The sequence below is a fragment of the Horticoccus luteus genome (assembly GCF_019464535.1).
Lineage (GTDB): Bacteria > Verrucomicrobiota > Verrucomicrobiia > Opitutales > Opitutaceae > Horticoccus > Horticoccus luteus.
The window spans coordinates 82,157-100,932 of the sequence record NZ_CP080507.1 but is presented as its reverse complement, the minus strand read 5'-3'; the positions used below and the strand labels follow the sequence as shown (position 1 = coordinate 100,932).

Genomic DNA, 18,776 nt, shown 5'->3' with positions numbered 1-18,776 from the left:
GGCGGGGTGTCCTCACCCCGCATCATCTTCCTTTCACCGCCCCGCCCGGCGCGCGCTCCACCGCGGCGATCCGTTGTTGCGCGGCACGCACCCGCCCTAGGTCGTATTTCTTTTTGCGATCGAAAAAGTAGATGCCGTTCTGCTCCTGATAAACGTCCGTCAACTGCGTGTAGCAATAGCCCAGCATCCGCGGGTTCTCGAGCAGCGCCGCGCACAACCCCTCGAAGCGCGTATAAAACGCCTCCAGGGTTTTCGGCCGGTCGCCATAGCCCCACGAGGGATCGCCCGGGCGCGCCCGCGGATTCCACCAGATGCCGCCAAACTCACTCACGAAATACGGCGTGCCCCGCGGCCACGCCGCCGGCGATTTCGTCCAGATGTTGTCCGCCACATAGGGCTCGTCGCGCAGCAACGCCTCATGCCGGGCGCGAAACGTGTCCGGGTTTTGGTCGTAATCGTGCGAATCGTAGATGTCGGTTTCGGCGACCGTGTGCGAGTAGCCGGAGGTATCGAGCACCGGCCGCGTGTTGTCGGCCAGCTTCGTCGCGAGAAAGAGCCCGCGCATGATGTCGTCGTGATGCGTGATGCGTTCATCGGGCCGGCGCGATGTCTCGTTGAGCGGACACCACCCGATGAGGCTCGGATGGTTGAAATCGCGCTGCACCGCCTCGAGCCACTGCGCCACGATCGAGACCGGCGCCTCCTGGCCGTTGTGGTTGCCGCCGCGCACCACCGTGCCGTCGCTCTGCTGCTGCCACCCGCGCACCGGCTCGGAGCCGCCCAGTCCCCAGTCGCTGAACTCGCCCCACACCAGATAACCGAGCCGGTCCGCGTGATAAAGAAACCGCTCCTCGAACACTTTCTGGTGCAACCGCGCGCCATTGAATCCCGCGGCGAGGGCGAGCTCGATGTCGCGCACCAGCGCCCGATCGCTCGGCGCCGTGAGAATGCCGTCCGGGTAATACCCTTGGTCGAGCACGAGCCGTTGAAACACCGCGCGGCCGTTGAGCTTCACCGCGTAGCCATCAATCGACACACTGCGCAACCCCGCGTAGCTCTGCGCCGCATCGACGATCTCGCCGCTCGCTTCGTCCACCAACTCGAGCGCGACGTCGTAGAGAAACGGATCCTCCGGCGACCAAAGCCGCCGCCGCGCCGCCGGCACCGGAAGATCCAGCCGCGGATAAAATCCTTCGCCGCAGCGGCATGTCGCCTCGCTCACCAAGGCCGCCGCATCGCTCAACCGCGCCCGCAACACGAGGCCCGCCTGCGCGCCGCTCACCGGTTGCTCGATCACGAAGCGCCCGTTCGCCAGATCCGGCGTGATCTTGGGTCGTTGCAACGCCGCGCGCCGCGGCACCGGCTCGAGCCACACCGTCTGCCAGATTCCGGTCGTGCGCGTGTAGTGGCAACCCGTGTTGCCGTGCACCCATGACTGCTTGCCCGAGGGCATCGATTCGCGTGCGTTGTCGCGCGCCCGCACCACGACGATGGCCTTTCGGCCTGCCGGCGCCGCGTCCGTGATGTCGCATGCAAACGGCGTCATGCCGCCGCGGTGCCGCCCCACCTCGTGCCCGTTCACCCACACAAACGTGTCGTAGTCGCTCGCCTGAAAGTGTAGCAGCACGCGCCGGTCCGCCCACCCGCGCGGCACGGTAAACTCCCGACGATACCAGACGGCGTTGAGATAATCGGTGTTCTCCACGCCCGACAACTTCGACTCCGGGCAAAACGGCACCACGATGCGGCTCTTCAGCGGCCCCTCGCGCAACCCGCGATCGAGGCCACTGTCGCCCTGGTCGATCTCAAACTGCCACGTGCCATTGAGGCAGAGCCAGTCGCGCCGCACGAACTGCGGACGTGGATATTCGGGGCGGGGAAGAGAACGCGTGGCCATGGGAGAAAAAGAGGAAACGTGACCAAATAATGTCCCCGCCCACTTCGCCGCGCCGTCGACCCGCCGCAACGAAAATTCCTCCGACCAAGGGCACCGCGCGTGTCGCGAAGCCGACGGCAACGTCACAGGCCACCCACCGCGCCTTGTCGGCTGTCGGCGAGGCGCCCACACCTCCCGCCCCGCGTTCTCTTTCACCACGCGCTGTCGCCCTCATCGAAAGACGTTCTGCGTTCGCCACGCTCCTTCCTCCTGTGGGTGGGGTGCCCTCACCCCGCATTCTTCGGCCGGGTCCGCGCCCGCCGCCCCACGGCTTCACCCGCCGATATAACTCATCTCCACCTTCGGCCGCGTCTGGCCTGCAGCGAGCAGTTCCGCGCGTTCATCGCTATAGCGATCCGTCCGCGCGCCCCAGATGCCCGCCAGATACTCCGCCATCTCGCCATCGCTCGCGCCGCCGCGCAGCCGCCCGAGCACATCGTGTCCCAGCGAAGTGAAGAGACAGGTATAAAGCTTCCCGTCCGCCGATAACCGCGCGCGGTGGCAATCCCGGCAAAACGGCTCCGTCACCGAACTGATCACGCCGATTTCGCCCGCGCCGTCGACGTAGCGATAACGCGCCGCCACCTCACCCCGATACGCCGGCCCGACCGGCTCCAGGGGCCACTGCGCCGCGATGCGCGCCACCAATTCGCGCGCCGGCACCACGCGCTCCGCCGACCAGTGGTTCGTGTTGCCCACATCCATAAACTCGATGAACCGCACCGTGTGTCCGCGCGCCCGGAAATATTCGCAGAGCGCCAGCACTTCCCCGTCGTTCACGCCCCGCTGCACCACCGTGTTGATCTTCACCGGCAGCCCCGCCGCCGCCGCCGCATCGACCCCGCGCAACACTCGCGCCACGTTGAATCCGAGACCGTTCAACTGCCCCGCCCGCGCCTCGTCGAGTGAATCGACCGACACATTGACACGATCCAAGCCCGCCGCCTTCAGCGCCGCCGCCCGCTTCTCGAGCATCCAGCCATTCGTTGTCAGCGCCACATCCGGTAAGCCCAACTCCTGCTTCAACGCCCGCACGAGATCCGGCACATCCGCCCGCAACAACGGCTCGCCGCCCGTCAGCCGCACCTTCTCCACGCCCAGCGCACGAAACGCTCCCGCGATGCGCACCAGTTCTCCGAGGCTCATCAACTGCGGATCCTTCAAAAACGCATGACCCGCGCCAAACACTTCCTTCGGCATGCAATACGGACAGCGAAAGTTGCACCGGTCCGTCACCGAAATGCGCAGATCGCGCAGCGGCCGGTGCAGCCGGTCGCGCACATCCGGGGGAAAAGAGTTCGGCTCCGAAGTCACAGGCTTACACAGAGGACACAGAGCGCCGCGCTTTGCCAGTCTTCCACGCGGTGCGCCTCCGCGCCCGGCCCGCGCGGACCGGCGGCGCCTGCTTACGTAGGAACACGTAGCGCCGATTCACCTCGCGCCGTTGTTTTGCGACCGCCCTTCGCCGTTACTCGTGCCACTATGCGACTCCTCGTTCTCCCCCTCGCGTTGGCGCTGATCGCCGCGCCGCTCGCGCACGCCCGCAAACATCTGATCGGTGATCTGAAAACCATCCCGCTCGACGACCGCGGCGAAATCCCCGGCCACGTCGCCTCTCCGAACATGGGCCAGGGCAGCTACCTCAAAGGCGTGAACAAAGTCATCGTGCCCCTCGTCGCCGTCGCCTTCGAATCGTCCGCGCAAGCTTCGGTCACGAAGAAGACCCGCGACAGCCTCAAGTCCTCCCACCTCGAATCGCATTTGTTGATCGACGAAAAGGTCCTCCAGCAAATTGCCGATCAGATGCAGGCGATCGTCGAACGCGAACTCACCGCCAACGGCTTCGAAGTGTTGCCGCACGATACGGTCGACACCGACGCGCGTTACGCCGGCATCACCAAGGACGCCCCGACCGGCGTCGAAGTGAAGGACAACTTCATGTCCGGCTTTGCCGGCAACGGCACGAAAAACCGCTGGTTCACCGCCGGCCAGCGCGCCCTCTTCGGCGCCGGCGCCACCGCCGCCTTGAGCGAGACATCCCCGCTGATCCACATCGCGCGCGAACGCGGCGAAGCGCTCGTGTTCGTCCGCTTCAAAGTGCAATACGCCGACCTCGAAGCCTCCAACAGTTTCTTCGGCGCCCATGTGAAAGGGAAGAACGTGCTCCATATCAACAGCGCCGACCTCACGGTGTTTTCCCCGGCCAAAACCAATGGCGGCATGTTGAAACTCAAAGCCGACGTCACCGCCGGCGCCGACTACGTACAGGAGTCGCGCGAGCTCGCGAAAAACCCCTCCGATGAAACCGGCCTGCAGATGAGCGCCCTGCTCGACTCGCTCCTCTCGGGCAGCGCCACGACCGCGACCAGCGGCAAACACAGCGGCCACTACGCGGTGATCGCGAATCCCGAAGTGTATCAACGCGACAGCCTCGCGCTCCTCACCGCCGTCACCCGCCAGTTCGCCCAAGCCCTCCGCGACGCGCAGTAAACGCGCCGACACCCGCTTTCTGTCCCCACTAGAGGAGCGCGTGAGCGTTTCGAAAGCGCGCTCCGTTGTCGTTAGCGGAACGCGTAAGCGTTTCGCATCTGCCGCGCACTCTGCGGCCATGCCCGAAGTCCGGGTGCGAAATCCAGGCTCCGGTGATCACAGGTCCGGGGACGGCACCCGTCTCGGGTGCAACGCCCGCTCCAAGTTATGCCCGCTCGACCAACGCCACCGGTTGACGTTTTTTCACCCGTGCCAAACTTCGGCCCATGCCGTTGTTGACGATTGTCCCGCCGATGCCTGACGCCGAGCGCCGCTTCCAACCGTTTGTCGATTTCGTGCACGCCGCCGGCTGGGAGACGGAATTTGTGCACCTCAAAATGGCCGGCGGGCACCCGCCCTTCGGCTCGACGGAAATATTTCCCCAGGTCGACGCGCAGACAGAGGGCAAAGTCGTGATGGGCTTTTCGCTGGGCGCGCTCTACGCGCACCTGGGCGCGCTGCGCGCCCGGCATTTAATCCTCGGCTCGATCGCGCCGTTTTTCCTCGAGGATGATGACGAGCCCGAGCGCTGGATGATCTCCTACCGCGCGGGCAACGCGAACACGTCAGCCGACATTTTGGTCGGCGCTCTCGAAGACGAGCAGATGCACCGTCGCGCCGAAGCGGTTCGCGACTTTTACCGCCAGCAAACCTACACTGTCGTCCCTGACGCAGACCACGAACTCTGGCACCCCAATTACCTGCAAGCGATCAAAACGGCTTTGGACCGCCGCAGGGCCCCGTAGCCTATCGACGCACGCTTAGCAGACTAACAGGTGCGCCGTGCGCTCCGCGCGCGGCTCGGGCGCGAAGTCGTTCCACCCACCACCGCGCGCGGAGCGCACGGACGAGCCGCACTGCGTCAGTATAATATGCGCGCTTCAATAAGTCAGGGCTCCGAACCCCAAACCTCAAGACCTGATGCCATCCGGCCGCACTTGCTGGCCGCGATCGGATCACACCAAGGTTTTCACCAGATGCTCGCGCTCGCCGGGGAGCAGATCCATGGGCGCGATTTCCGGCATCGTGTAGGCCCCGGGTCGCAGGCGGAGAGCGGCGGCGCGAGCGCAGGAAACCATGATTTGGGCGGTGAGCGCGGGGTTGTTGACCGTCATGCGAAACTCAAAGAGTTGGTTGTGCGTCACGCCGCTCACGCCTTTGCGCTGCATCGACACGCCGTGGCCGACGTCCTTGAGCGCGGCAATGCTCGGCACGGCGAAGACCCGCGTGTCGTCGTTGCTGAAGTAATCATCCGTCTTGATCGCCTGCTCCACGGCCGCGAAGTCGGCCCCGGGTGCGAGCTCCACGTAAACCATGCGCCGATGCACGCCGGTGCCGGTGGGAATCGTCATCGAAAGCGCATCGACGACACCGGGTTTGGATTTGGCGCACACCGAATGCCCCATGCTCATGCCGGGACCGAAGTTGGTGTAGGTGATGCCGCTGGGTGCGAGGGCGAGCAGCAGCGCACGCAGGACCGAGTCGCTGCCGGGATCCCAGCCGGACGAGACGACGGCGACGCTGTTATGTTGTTTGCCGATGGCGTCGAGTTGCTGGCGCAGATCCCAAAGCTTTTGGCCGTGAATATCGAAGCTATCCACGGTGTGAATGCCTTGGCGCAGATAAAGCGGGGCGGTCTCGGGGATGCTGCGGGTCGGACCACACAGCAGCGCGACGTCCACGCGGCCGAGTTGGACGACATCCGCCACCACGGGGATGTTCGCGAGTTCGGCAGGCAGCGACTGGGGAGCGGTCGCGGCCCGGCGAACAACGCCGGCCAGCGCCATGTCGGGCGCAGCTTGAACGGCTTCCACGGCAGAACGACCGATGTTTCCATAACCAACCACGGCGAGGCGAAGAGGAGAATGACTCATTGCGCGTGGATGGAATTAACTCGCCGCCCGCACGTCGAGCGCAGGTCTCACCTTTCGCACCGGTGATGCAGCCCGAGGCCGTTGATCATGAGCAGAACGACTTCGCCGTTGTGCAGAACTCGAGCGCCTCGAGCGCTCACTTGACCGCGCCCGTTGGTCAACCGAAGTGCCACCATACGAAACCTGTTTTCAAATCCAGCCGCGCAGCCGATTCCGCATTGACGGCGGACGGCGCGCGCGCAGCGGCGCGACTGCGGACGGCAACAAAGCAGGCCAATCTTCGTTTTCGACTTGGGATGACTAACTCCCCGGGGTTTACCTTCTGCGGAGCCTGCTTGCTCGAACTATGAACCCTGCAACCCACATTCCGCCGAAGGTTTCTCTGCGCGAAGTTCGCCCCGACGACCTGCCGATCCTTTTCGAGCATCAGTGCGATCCGGAGGCGGTGCGCATGGCGGCGTTTAAATCACGGGATCGCGACGCGTTTATGGCGCACTGGGCAAGAATCATGGCCAACCCTGCCTGCACCCTCCGCACCATTCTGGCTGACGGTGGCGTGGCCGGAAACATTGGGTCTTGGACCGATGGCGCCGAGCGCTTGGTGGGCTACTGGATTGGACGCGAATTCTGGGGCCACGGCATCGCGAGCGCCGCGCTCGCGCAATTCCTTGCCGACGAAACCACGCGCCCGCTCAGCGCCCATGTGGCGAAGCACAACTCGGCCTCGATCCAGGTTCTGCGGAAGGCCGGCTTCACGCCGGTTCAAAAGAAATCTTTCGATCTACCGGAAGGCACGACGATCGAGGAAATCGTCTTCCGACTCTGAGTTCCCGGAACGTTCTCCGTTGAAGCGCGGGCCTCGCGGTCTGCACGTCGTCAACGAGGCGGTTTCAGCCGCCGGTGAACGTCAATCTGTCGCAATCATAGTGTGACCCGTTCACTATGATCTCCCCGTTCCACAAAAAAGCCGAAGGACTAAACCTTCGGCTTAATCAAACGCGGGAAATTCGGGTCTCAGGCCCGCCGCCGGCGCCAAAACGTCAACCCCAACGCCGCGGCGCCCAACAACATTGCGTAGGTTGACGGCTCGGGAATCGCGGCCGCCGTCGGCGTAAAGTAGTGTCCGTTGCCATCTGTCACCGAGAAATGAAAAGCGCCTGTCCGGTCCGGCGCGCTCGTGGCGAAAGCTCCATCCGTCGTAACCGAACCAGCCGTCACCATCAAGGTGGTGCCCGCAACGAAGTTAACTGCATCGTCGAACGCGAACTCGACGGCAAAGGACTGATTTCCAAAATAGGAGTCTGCGGCATATACCTGCACTCCGGACGAGATCTCGCTCGTCGACGCCAGGAATGTCATTCCTGTGCCGTGGGTGATGGCGCCGTCAATCATTCCCGCCGGGGCGGAAGAATATGCGGTAAAATCGACCAGAAATAGACTATAGCCCGTAAAATCCTCCGCCAACGTGAATGCGAACGTGTGCGGCACGGTGATCGTCTGCGGCGATCCAGAACCCCCGGTGACCGCTATGCTGGCATCAAAAGAGGGAGGAAGAAACGCGCGCAGAGGCGAAACGCTCCCGACGATCAATACTGCTCCTAACAGAACAGCGCGAAGAGCGCGAAATCCGGCAAGTTGGTGCATGGCGGGAACGAAATTTTTTTCAAAACGGACAGCAAGCGGAAATTGGCATCCAGCAGGGCTCCCGTGGAGCGCGACGCCACTCCGCCGAACACTGTGCGCGGCGTTCGCGGCAAACATCGAACACAGCGTCGACCGTCCCCTGTCTCCTCGGCACGCCCAGCACGCCGCCTGCCTTGCTATAGAAAGTCAAAAGCCCGCCGGCGCATTCGGCGCGCGGCAGGCTGGTGCTTTTCAACCTTGGTAAAATCGTGGTGTCTTCAGGGCACGGCGACTTCGTAAATTTCCACCAACGCCGCGCCTGCGCCGCCGCTGGCAGCCGTGACGTGCGCGGTATAGACTCCCGGCTCGAGCGTGATCTGGATCGCCGCATCCTTCGAGCCGTCCGTCAGCGCAAACGCTCCGACTGTCACCGCTGTCTGTGCAACCGTCGCCGCGTTCGCGGCCTCGCTCCAGTTGTCATTCTCCGCGACCGTCGTGTTGCCCGCGAAGAGCGTCAGCTTCGGATCCACCAGCGTGTTCGCTACCCCAAATCCCGCGAGCCCCGGCCCGACCGCACGGATTAACAGCGTGCGGCTGGTCGTGCCACCGATCACGAAACCCGCGATCAACGCCTCGTTGCCGGAGCCCGCCTGCGCACGCGCCGACACGTTGATCAAGCGTGCATCAGTCGCCGTATAGCTGGTCGCCGCATCGTAGATTTCGGCGAGTGCCACGCCGTAGACGCCGCTCGTCACGTGCAGCGTGTGCGCACCGGCCGCGCTCGTCGCGAGCAATGCGGCATCCTTGCTCTGCGCATCCAGTGCAAACGCCCCGAGCCGCGCCGCCGCCGCCGTCACTTGCGCATCGCCCGCCCAGTCTTGATTCGTCGCCTCCACGGTGTTGCCCGCGTAAACGGTGATCGCCGGATCCGCGACGAAACCCGTCACGCCAAAGTTTCCGAGCGCCGGGCCGACGCCGCGCACGAGCAGCGATTTTCCGCCGGTCGTCCCGGCCCCGCCCACGACGTAGCCCACGATCAATGTCTGCGCGTCCACGCCGGCGCCCGTGCGCACCGAGAGATTCGTGAGGTGCCCGCCCTCCGCCGCCGGCGCCACGTCGGTTTCCGCCCCCGCGGCGATCGGCGTTTCCTGCTGATCCTGATAGGCCCACGCCTTCACGATCACGCCGTTGGCCACCCGCTCCACCGCCATCCAGCCGAAATTCCGGCCCGGTCCCGCGGCGATGAAGCTGAAACCCAGATAAGCTGATTCGCCGATCGTGAACTCGCTGGTGCTGGTATATGCGAGGTAGTCGCTGCCCGCATTTTGAAAGCTCGCCCCATCCACCAACTCCCCCGCCGCGAATCGCTTCGTCAACGGGTCGTAGTGCGGAATCTTTGCGGTGCTCGCGATCGCCACCGATTGCTGCGGCGACACCCACACCGTGCCAGACTGGGCCTCGATGCGAATTCCCCGGGTGAACGGTCCTAAGAAGGCCGTCGAAATTTGCTGCGACTCCGTGGCGAAATACGCGATCGGGATGTTCGTCGTCGACACTTCATAATCCGCGCGCGGCCGAAAAACATGAATGGTCGCCTGCGACACGCTGGCGGCAGCGAGTGTGGCGCCGAGCGCGAGGGCGGCGACGCCCCGGCCAGACCGCACCCAGAGGAAGAGTTTTGAACCCATAGGAAATGCGAACCCACGTCGCCAAGTTGGGCGGCAGAGTTCGCGTCGATCATACCGCGGAGCGGCCGCGGCTGCCATGCGTGCTCCTACGTAGGTGCGGCGCCCCACGAGCTGGAATAGGCAACGCGTTGTAATCTGCCGCGGCCGAAAAGCAAAAACCCGCCGCGCGGGTCTAAGCGCGCGGCGGGTGCTCCTCCGAAGAGGAGCGGTGGTGTCTGCTGGTGCCCGGCTCCAACGGACGCCGCGCGATCGCGACGCCACGCCGGTGCGGAGCCGGTGAGTCTTACGGCACGTCGAAGATTTCCACGAGTGCCACGCCCGTCGTCTGGCCCACGCCCGTGACGACTGCCGTGTAAACGCCGGGCGCGAGCGTCACGAGCACCGCCGCATCCTTCGCGCCGCTGGTCATGGCGGCCGCCCCGACCGTCGTGCTCGTCGTCGCGATCACGGCGGCGTTGGTCGCGTCGCTCCAATTGTCATTCTGTGCGACCACCGCGTTGCCCGCGTGAATCGCGAGCTGCGGATCGGCGAGCATACCCGTGACCCCGCTCTGCGCGAGCTGCGGTCCCAGCGCGCGGATCAACACCGTGCGCGGCGTGCTCCCGCTGACCACGAAGCCCGCGATCAACACATCGTCGCCCGTGCCAACCTCCGCGCGCGCGGACACGTTGACGAGCCGCGGGCTCACATCCGCGAACGTCTCCGCCGCATCATAAATTTCCGCCAGCACGATGCCGCCGGCCTGTCCCGTGGCATGCAGCGTGTAAGCGCCCGCCTCCGCTTCGCCGCGAATCGCAGCGTCTTTGCTGTCAGGCCCCGTGAGCGCAAACGCACCGAGCCGCGCCGCCGTCGACACCAGCGCCGCCTCTCCGCCCCAGTTGTCGTTCGAATCGATCGCGGTGGTGCCCGAATACACCGTCAACGACGGATCCACGAGCGCACCCGCGACGCCCAAGCCGGTGAGCGACGGCCCCACCGCGCGCACCAAAAACGGCTTGCCACCCGGCGCGCCCGGACCGCCTGCGCTCACAACCAGACCCACGATCAACGTCTCGTCGCCGACGCCCGCCTTGCCTCGCACCGAAAGGTTGGTCAGCCGCCCCGCGCTCGAGGGCGTGCCGACGGTCAGCGTCACTTCCTCACTCGCCACGGCGCCCCCCGAGCTCGTCATCTCCACGCGATAGTGGCCCGCCTGCGCGAGCGTGATCGCGTGCAAGATCAACGAAGCGTTGATTTCGCCCACGAGAGCGTGCCCGTTGAAATACCACTGGTAGCTGAAACCGCTGCCAGTGACGGTGACGGTAAACGTCACGTCGCCGCCCAAGCTCACGATTTGCGACACCGGTTGCTCATCGATGGTCGGCGGCACGGGCGCCGCCGCCGGCGGCTCGAACCGATACTGCGCGCCGCCCATGGCCGTGCCGTAGTCGGAGAGCACCTGTCCACCACTTACAGTCGCGCTGGTAATATGGTAAAAGCCGATGCCATCCCCCGAGTTGAACGTGATGGCGCCGCTGGCATCGACGAAGCCGATCATCGCCGGCGTGAGTCCGCCGATGTTGGCCGTCACGTTGCCGCCGGCGGAAATGATCACCGTGTAATCGGTGAGCTCGGGATTGAGGGTGACCGTGCCGCCCGACGTCACCTTCGAACCGATCTTGCCGGTGTAAGTGCCGGCGTAGCTCGCGACGCCCCCGTTGATCGTAAACGTGCCGTGTTTGTTCGCGCCCGGCGCATTCATCTCGAAATACGCCTTGCCCGGACCCACGACGGCCGTCGCCACCGGGGAATCCGCCGCGAACAGATTCAGGTTCACACCGCCGTTCGCGGAATAGCTCGAAAGCTTCAGGTCCACGCCATCGGTCGTCGTGTTATGGCTGTAGATACCGATGTGGGCCTCCGCGCTGCCGCTGCTCGTGGCGATCGAGTATTGGATCGTGTCGGGCCAACCCAACCGGATCGCGAAATCGCCGCTCGATTCAAACGGGGCGTTTCCTCCGAGAATGGTGCAGTTGAGCGTCTTTCCGACGAGTGCCGCCGCTGTGAGGTCGGCGTTGGTCACACCTGCTGCCGCACCCGGCGCGAAGACGAACAAGGAAGCGGCCACCGCCACGACGAGCGCACGAAAACGCGCCATCCAGGCGGCGAAAGGAAAAGCAATATATCGCATAGGCGCGGCCATCTTAACGTCGAATGGCGGCGACCGGTATGCGTGACCTTACGTAGGGGGCGCCCCGAGCGCATCCAGCGCGAGGCGGATCGCGCTCGCGCGATTTTCGACCCCCAGCTTGACGTAGATATTACTGATGTGCTTCTCCACCGTGCGGGCACTCAACTCCAGCAAGAGCGCGATCTCCGGACTGCTCTTGCCCTCGCTGACCCAGTAAAAAACCTCCGCTTCGCGCAACGTGAGCCCGAGCTTGAGAAACGTCGCCGGCGTCGGCTGTGGCCGCGTTTCTTCCAACACCAGGCAACACTGCGAACCCGCGACGGGCGACTTGTAAACCTGCGCCGCCAGCGCCCCGCCGCCGCCTTCGAAGCGAAGGTCGCCCGCGTTGGCCGTCGCCAGCAGCGGACGAAACCCCTCGGGCAGCACGCCCGTCGGCGTGTCCGGGAAATATTTGCGCAGGAGATGCTCCGCGAGCGTCGTCGCAAACGTCACCCGCCCCGCCGCATCGGCGACCAAGACCGCGCGATCCAGCGAATGCCGCAGCCGGTCCTCCGCCTCGCGCCGCTCGGCCACCTCCGCCGCCAGCGCCTCATTCTTCTCCGCCAACTCCGCCTGCAACCGTCGCAGCCGCAAATGCGCATCCACCCGCGCCACCACCTCCGTCGGCTCGATCGGCTTCGTCACATAATCCACCGCGCCCGCCGTAAACGCCCGCACCTTCTCCGCCGACTCGTCGAGCGACGTGAGAAAAATCACCGGCAGATCCCGCCACCGCGCATCGCATTTCAACCGATGGCAGGTGGCAAAACCGTCGATTCCCGGCAGCCGCACGTCGAGCAGCACGAGATCGGGCACCACGTTCGGCAGCAGTTCGAGCGCACTTTCGCCGCTCTCCGCCACCAGCACGCGGTGACCCGCGCCATGCAACGCATCGAGCAGCACGCTCAAGTTCGCCGGCACGTCGTCGACGACGAGGATGGTGGCTGCAGAAGACATCGCGGAGCAGTGCGTCAGACGGCGCGCCCGCCCGCAAGCGCCGCGACGAGGCGTTCGCGCAAACGCGCCATCTGGTAGCTGCCCGCCAGCCCTTCGAGCTCGCCCGCCAGCGTTGCGTAACCGGGCACCGCCCGCAACGCCGCGATCCGTTCGCGCACCGCCGTCACGTCGCCCTGCCCCGCCAGCGCCTGCAATTCGCGCAACAACTCCGCGGCTTCGCGCGGCGGAATCGGCGGCGTCGAACCGCCTGCGCGTCCCGCGGCCGTCGTTGTCGCGCGCGTCCACTCCAGACCGAGCAGGCTCGCGATGACCGCGAGCAGATCCGCCGCCTCGAACGGCTTCGGCACAAACGCCGCGGCCCCCGCCGCCAGCGCGTCGCGCCGGTGCTCGCTCAACACGCTCGCCGACATCGCCACCAGTTTCACCTCGGCCAACGCCGGTTCCGCCCGCGCGCGCCGCAAAAGCGTGAAGCCATCCACGCCCGCCATCCGCAGATCGACGAGCGCCAGATCCGCTCGCGACAGCAGGGGCCACGCGGCGGCCCCGTCGCTCGCTTCACTCACCTCGAAACCCAGCGGCGTCAGCACGTCGCGCAAGATGGCGCGATTTTGCGCGATGTCGTCGACGACCAGAACCCGCCGCATCGGCCCGCGATAACCCGCGGGCGGCACCCACGCGCTCACGACGGGCGCATCCGCCGCCGCGGCTTCGGGCAAAGGCACGGTAAACCAGAATTTGCTGCCCCCGGGTGTCTGGCTCGCGAACTCGATCGTGCCGCCCATCAACTCCACCAACCGCCGGCTGATCGCGAGGCCGAGGCCGGCGCCCGGCACATCGGGCCGATTGCTGCCGGCTTGCTCAAACGCCTTGAACAGCCGCGGCTCATCCGCCTTCGCAATGCCCGGCCCGGTATCGCGCACGAGAAACGTCGTCTTCGGCCCGCTGCGCGTCACGACCAGCTCCACGCGCCCGCTCGCCGTGAACTTCACGGCGTTGCCCAGCAGATTGTCGAGCACTTGCCGCAACCGCGCCGCATCGCCGACCACGCGCGCCGGGAAACCCGCCGGCACCGCGGCGGACCAGCCGAGCTTCTTGTGTTCCGCCAGCACCCGCACCGCCGACGAGATTTCGCCCACCAACGCCACGAGATCGAACGCCGCCGGCCGCAGATCCACGCGCCCCGCCTCAATGCGCGCGAAATCGAGGACGTCGTTGATCAACCGCAACAGATGCGCGCCGCTCGCGTTCACGATCGCCAGCCGCTCTTTCTGAAACGGCGTCGCCGCGCGGTCGTGCGACAGAATCTGGGCGTAGCCGATGATGCTGTTGAGCGGCGTGCGCAGCTCGTGGCTCATGCTCGCCACGAAATGGCTTTTCGCGCGGCTCGCCGCCTCCGCGTGGTCCTTCGCCTGCGCCAGTTCCGCGGTGCGCGAGTCGACGAGCCCTTCGAGCACTTCCTGCCGGCGGGCGAGCGCCGCGATGCGCCAGCGATACGCGAGCGTGAGCACCGCGGCGAAACCGATCGCGTAAGCCGCCAGCGCGACGCCGCTCAGGTACCACGGCGGCGCCACGGAAAACGTATAGCTCAGGATGCCGCTCACGCGCCCCGCCGGATCCTTCGCCCGCGCCTCGAACGTGAACGGCCCGCCCGACAAGTTCGTGAAACTTGCCTCCGCCGCCGCGCCCCACTCCGACCACTCGTCGTTGAAGCCGCGCAACCGCGTCGAGTATCGCACGTCGCCCGCGAGATCGTAGCGCCCCGGACTGAACGCGAGACGAACCGGTTCGTGCGAAAACGCGAAACGCGGCCGCATCGCCGGATTCACCGGCCGCGCCGCGCCCTCCGCCTCGACCGAACGCAAGCGCAACGCCCACGGCTCCGTGGCGGTCGCGTAGCGGGTGAGGTCGATGCGCACGGTGTTGTTGTAGCCGCGACTCCACAACACGGGGCCGCCCGGCGCGGGGTCGCGATACAGCACCGCCGCGCCGGCAAATCCGATTTCGCCCAGCGCCCCCGAGGGCGCGGATTCCCACGTCACGCGGCCATCCGCCGCCGTGCGAAAACGCCCGAGCGGCTGCTCCGCCGCGGTGCCCCGCGTATTCAAAACCGTGGCCCACACCTCTCCCGGCGCCGTCGCCAGTTGCGGCATCAACATCCGCGTGCCGCCTCCGCCGAGCGCGCCCAGCCAGCGTTCATCGGGCACGAACCGTTCCGCTTTTTCCTCGAAACGAAAAGCGCCCGCCGAGGTGAAAAACGAAAACTCGCCCCCCGGATTGATGACTTCCGTCCACGCGTAATACGGCGGCAGACCGTGGCTGTTGTGATATTGCACGAAGCGCGCGTGCGCCCAATCCGCCACGCGGTCGGCGCCGGGAATGTGCCAGAACCCGCGGCCATACGTGCTCACCCACACCGAGCCGTCGGCCGCCTCATGCACCGCGTGCGACGCGCCGAGTTCGAGGTTCTCACCTTCCTTGATCCAACCACCCTCGCTCTTGCGCACGACGGTCAGGCCGCGCAGCCCCGCGAGATAAATCCGCCCCGGCACCCGTTGCGAAGGCGAACCGTAGTAAACGCGGTTCTGCCCCGTATCCACGAGCTGTTCCGGCCCCTCGCGCCCGAGCCGGTAGAGGCCGCCCGAACCGCCGATCAGCAGTTCACCGTCCATCTCTCGCAGCATCTGGATATTGGAAATGCTCTTCGGCTCGTGCACGAAATGCGCCGGTGCGCCCGTCTGCAGATTCGCGGGCACGAGTCGGTAGAGTCCATCGTAAGCCCCGGCGTAGAGCGTGCCGTTGAACCGGCACCACACATCCACCGTCCCCGGCGCCGGGCCATTCGCCCCGTCGTAAACGCTGATTGCGGGATCGGTCTCGATCCGCGCCGCACCGGTGTTGTAGCCGAGCCACAGTCCGTGCTCCGCATCCTCGGCGAGCGAGAGCACCGCGTTGTCGATCAGGCCCGTCGTGCGATCAAGCTGCCGCAGCGCCGCGCCGTCGCGCGAACACAGCAGCACCCCGCTGGTATATGTGCCGAACGCGTAGTCGCCGTTGCGCAGCCGCAGCAGACGCGTGATGCCCGTCTGGCGCAAACGCCCGGCCGCGGCGGAACCCCACGGCACCGTCGTCCCGTCGCGCGTGTCCACGACCAGCGGCCCCTGCTCCATCGCGACCAGCAGATGATGCTCATCCACCTCGGCGAGACCGTAGAGCGCGCCCCCCTTCATCCCGGCCGCCGTGGAGACCGGCACACGCTCGTCACCCGCGAGGCGAAAAAGCCCGCGGTCCGGCTCGTGCAAATACACCACGCCGGCCACCACTTCGACGCGCTCCGGCACGCGCGAGCTCGAGGGCCAGAATCGTAGTTTGCCCTGCGACCACCGCGCGACACCTCGCGAACCCGCAAAATAAGTGGCGCCTTCCGTGACGGCCAGCGTGCGGACGCGCCCAAACGGCTGCGCTTCCGGCGGCAATTCCTCCGTCAACGAGCGATATGCGAGCCCGCCCTCGCCCGCCGGTTCGAGCACGCCGATATCGTCCTCGCCCCCCACCCAGATCCGCCCTTGCCGATCCGCGCCCAAGCTGAAGACCATGCTCGTCGGCACCGGCAACGTCCGCCACCGCGCGCCATCGTATTCGATCACGCCTTGTTCGGTAGAAAGATAAACAAAACCGTTCGGCGCGCGGATGATCGCATACACTTGCGGATGCCCGCGATATTCCGTCGGCCGGAAGTTTTGAAACATCGGCCGCCCCGCCTCCCGGTCGAACCCGCCCTCCCCCCGCAGCGCCAAAACTGCCGGCCCGAGCAGCAGAAAAATGAAAATCGACGGCAACGGAAGGCGCATGCGGCCCGAGTCCTACGCGACCGCCCCGCGAACCTCAATCGCGCTTCCATAAGTGTCTTTACGTAGCCCCACCCCCAAAGATTCTCGGTGACGCCTCCGTTCTCCACCGTCAAAAATCCGCGCATGCTCACCCCGGACGAAGCGGAAAAAGCCATCCTCGACCACATGGCGCCGTTCCTCCGCGAGGACTGCCCGCTCGAAGCGGCGCACGGGCGCGTCCTCCGCGCAGACGTCCGCGCCGACCGCGACCTCCCGCCCTTTGACCGCGTGACGATGGACGGTTACGCGGTGCGCACCGCCGTGATCGCCGCCGGCACCCGCACGTTTCGCATCGAGGGCACACAGGCCGCGGGCATGCGCGCCCTGAAACTCAGCCCGGTCGAGCACGCCTGCGTCGAGGTGATGACGGGCGCCGTGCTGCCGGAAGGCGCCGATGCCGTCGTGCCTTTTGAGCAAACCACCCGCGACGGCGACGTCGTGACGCTCGCCGCCGGCGTGGCGCCTCCCGCGGGATTTTCCATCCACCGCCGCCGCAGCGATCACGCCGCCGGCGAAGTGGTCGTGCCCGCCGGCCGCCGGATCTCCGGACGCGAAATCGCCGTCGCCGCCTCCGTCGGCGCGAGCACCCTGACCGTCTCCGCCCAGCCGAAAATCGCCGTGGTCGTGACCGGCGACGAATTGGTCGAAGTCGACGACGCCGTCGGCCCGCATCAGATTCGCCGGAGCAACGATCACGCGGTGCGCGCGGCGCTCATCGCCGCGGGTTTTCCGCGAGTGGAGCGCTTTCACCTGCGCGATTTGCCGAGCGAGATTGAGCACCGCTTGTGGCATATCCTCGCCGAATACGATGCCGTGCTCCTCACCGGCGGCGTCTCGAAAGGGAAGTTCGATTTTATGCCCGCCGCGCTCGCCGCGCAGGGCGTGCGCGAGGTCTTCCACGGCGTCGCGCAACGACCCGGTAAACCGTTTTGGTTCGGCGTCACCTCGCACCACAAACCCGTGTTTGCGCTCCCCGGAAATCCCGTCTCCGCCTACACCTGCCTGCATCGCTACGTGCTGCCCGCGCTCGCGCACGCCAGCGGAATCGTCGCCCCTGCGCCACGTCTCGTCGCGCTTGCGACGCCCGTCAACTTCGCGCCGCCGCTCGCGTATCTCCTGCCCGTGCGCCTCGGCAGCGGACCGCACGCCGAACTCCTCGCCACGCCCGATCCGAGCAACACCTCCGGTGATTTCGCGGGCCTCATCGGCACCGATGGCTTCGTCGAACTTCCCGCCGACCGCACCGCGTTCCCCATCGGCACCGTCGCGCGCTATTTCGCCTGGGTCTGAGCGCCGGGGTTCACCGCGTCGCGCAAGCGCTCGATCCGCGACGCGCTCGTCGGATGCGTTTGCAACCACGCCGTCCACGCGGGCGAATTTTCCCGCTGCTCGAGCCACCGAAACAACCGCTCCGCGCCCGCCGTGCGCCCGTAAACGCGTTGCACGAGCGCCGCGCCAAACGCGTCCGCCGCCTCCTCCTGCGCGCGGGAATGCGCGAGCTCCATCAAGTTCAGCGTTTGCGCCGACACCGCATCGCCCGTCCCGCCGAAGATCACCGCCCACGCCACCGTGCGCCCCGCCGTCCGCCCGAGCGCGCGCAGATGATCGCGATGCGCGAAATGCCCCAGCTCGTGCCCGAGCACGAACGCCAGCGCCACCTCGTCGTCGCCGCACACCCGCAGCAACCCGCGCGTGATCGCGATCGTTCCGCCGGGAAACGCGAACGCGTTCGGCGCCGCCTGGTCGAGCAACACGAGTCGATACTCAAGCGCGGGCACACCCGGTTGCGCCGCGAGCTTTTGCAACGCCGCCTCGGCGCGTGCCCACGCCGCCGCGTCGCCGCCGGGCGCAGTCGTCGTCGCGGAGGTTTTCCATCCGCCAAACCACGCCCGCTCCCGCGCCACCGAGATGCGGGGCAGCGCGAGTTCGACCACGACGCCGATCGACGCGTAACCCGCCACCAGCAGCACGAGCAACGCGCCCGCCAGCACGAAAATTTCCCGCCGCATGCCCGGCGCCCCGGGATTGCTCGCCTCCGCCGCCTCGCCGAGCTCGCGGCGCACAAATTTCATC

General features: G+C 66.3%; 13 protein-coding genes. 4 read left to right on the top strand and 9 right to left on the bottom strand.

Features of this window, described 5'->3' with window-relative positions; genetic code table 11:
* Positions 1–22: 22 nt before the first annotated feature.
* Both K0B96_RS00405 and moaA read right to left on the bottom strand, forming a co-directional pair.
* Positions 23–1,897 (bottom strand): glycoside hydrolase family 2 protein, encoded by a 1,875-nt coding sequence (locus tag K0B96_RS00405; protein WP_220162547.1) that lies wholly within the window; start codon positions 1,895–1,897, stop codon positions 23–25.
* A gap of 312 nt (positions 1,898–2,209) precedes the next feature.
* Complete coding sequence (moaA, locus tag K0B96_RS00400) at positions 2,210–3,250, bottom strand: GTP 3',8-cyclase MoaA (protein ID WP_255558769.1); 1,041 nt, start codon at positions 3,248–3,250, stop codon at positions 2,210–2,212.
* Between the two features lie 168 nt (positions 3,251–3,418).
* Here moaA and K0B96_RS00395 point away from each other — a divergent pair, with 168 nt between their 5' ends.
* Both K0B96_RS00395 and K0B96_RS00390 read left to right on the top strand, forming a co-directional pair.
* Positions 3,419–4,426, top strand: coding sequence for a hypothetical protein (locus K0B96_RS00395; RefSeq protein ID WP_220162545.1), 1,008 nt, complete (start codon positions 3,419–3,421; stop codon positions 4,424–4,426).
* Positions 4,427–4,692: 266 nt separating this feature from the next.
* The gene (locus K0B96_RS00390) at positions 4,693–5,211 is read left to right on the top strand and encodes an alpha/beta fold hydrolase (protein WP_220162543.1); all 519 of its coding nucleotides are present in this window, start codon (positions 4,693–4,695) and stop codon (positions 5,209–5,211) included.
* A gap of 210 nt (positions 5,212–5,421) precedes the next feature.
* On the opposite strand, the gene K0B96_RS00385 is transcribed toward K0B96_RS00390, so the two are convergent.
* Positions 5,422–6,339 carry a diaminopimelate dehydrogenase gene (locus K0B96_RS00385; RefSeq protein ID WP_220162541.1) on the bottom strand — a complete coding sequence of 306 codons (918 nt, stop codon included), beginning with the start codon at positions 6,337–6,339 and terminating at the stop codon, positions 5,422–5,424.
* Between the two features lie 346 nt (positions 6,340–6,685).
* On the opposite strand from K0B96_RS00385, the gene K0B96_RS00380 reads away from it, so the two are divergent.
* On the top strand, positions 6,686–7,165 hold the full coding sequence (locus K0B96_RS00380) for a GNAT family N-acetyltransferase (protein ID WP_220162539.1): 480 nt from the start codon (positions 6,686–6,688) through the stop codon (positions 7,163–7,165).
* A gap of 188 nt (positions 7,166–7,353) precedes the next feature.
* Here the strand turns inward: K0B96_RS00380 and K0B96_RS00375 are convergent, their stop codons facing one another.
* The 5 genes from K0B96_RS00375 to K0B96_RS00355 all read right to left on the bottom strand — a co-directional run bounded on the left by K0B96_RS00375 (position 7,354) and on the right by K0B96_RS00355 (position 16,664).
* Positions 7,354–7,983 carry a PEP-CTERM sorting domain-containing protein gene (locus tag K0B96_RS00375; protein WP_220162537.1) on the bottom strand — a complete coding sequence of 210 codons (630 nt, stop codon included), beginning with the start codon at positions 7,981–7,983 and terminating at the stop codon, positions 7,354–7,356.
* Positions 7,984–8,240: 257 nt separating this feature from the next.
* Entirely contained in the window at positions 8,241–9,650 is a 1,410-nt protein-coding gene (locus tag K0B96_RS00370) for a hypothetical protein (RefSeq protein WP_220162535.1), read from the bottom strand.
* A gap of 283 nt (positions 9,651–9,933) precedes the next feature.
* Positions 9,934–11,787 (bottom strand): immunoglobulin domain-containing protein, encoded by a 1,854-nt coding sequence (locus K0B96_RS00365; protein ID WP_220162533.1) that lies wholly within the window; start codon positions 11,785–11,787, stop codon positions 9,934–9,936.
* Positions 11,788–11,868: 81 nt separating this feature from the next.
* Positions 11,869–12,816, bottom strand: a complete 948-nt coding sequence (locus K0B96_RS00360) for a response regulator transcription factor (RefSeq protein WP_220162531.1) — start codon at positions 12,814–12,816, stop codon at positions 11,869–11,871.
* A 14-nt stretch (positions 12,817–12,830) separates the two neighbouring features.
* Positions 12,831–16,664, bottom strand: a complete 3,834-nt coding sequence (locus tag K0B96_RS00355) for a hybrid sensor histidine kinase/response regulator (protein WP_220162529.1) — start codon at positions 16,662–16,664, stop codon at positions 12,831–12,833.
* Between the two features lie 123 nt (positions 16,665–16,787).
* Here K0B96_RS00355 and K0B96_RS00350 point away from each other — a divergent pair, with 123 nt between their 5' ends.
* A complete protein-coding gene (locus K0B96_RS00350; RefSeq protein ID WP_220162527.1) occupies positions 16,788–17,993 on the top strand; it encodes a molybdopterin molybdotransferase MoeA in 1,206 nt (401 codons plus the stop codon).
* Here the strand turns inward: K0B96_RS00350 and K0B96_RS00345 are convergent.
* Positions 17,975–18,775 carry a M48 family metallopeptidase gene (locus K0B96_RS00345; protein WP_220162525.1) on the bottom strand — a complete coding sequence of 267 codons (801 nt, stop codon included), beginning with the start codon at positions 18,773–18,775 and terminating at the stop codon, positions 17,975–17,977. The two genes, K0B96_RS00350 and K0B96_RS00345, sit on opposite strands and share 19 nt — an antisense overlap.
* Position 18,776 lies beyond the last annotated feature (1 nt).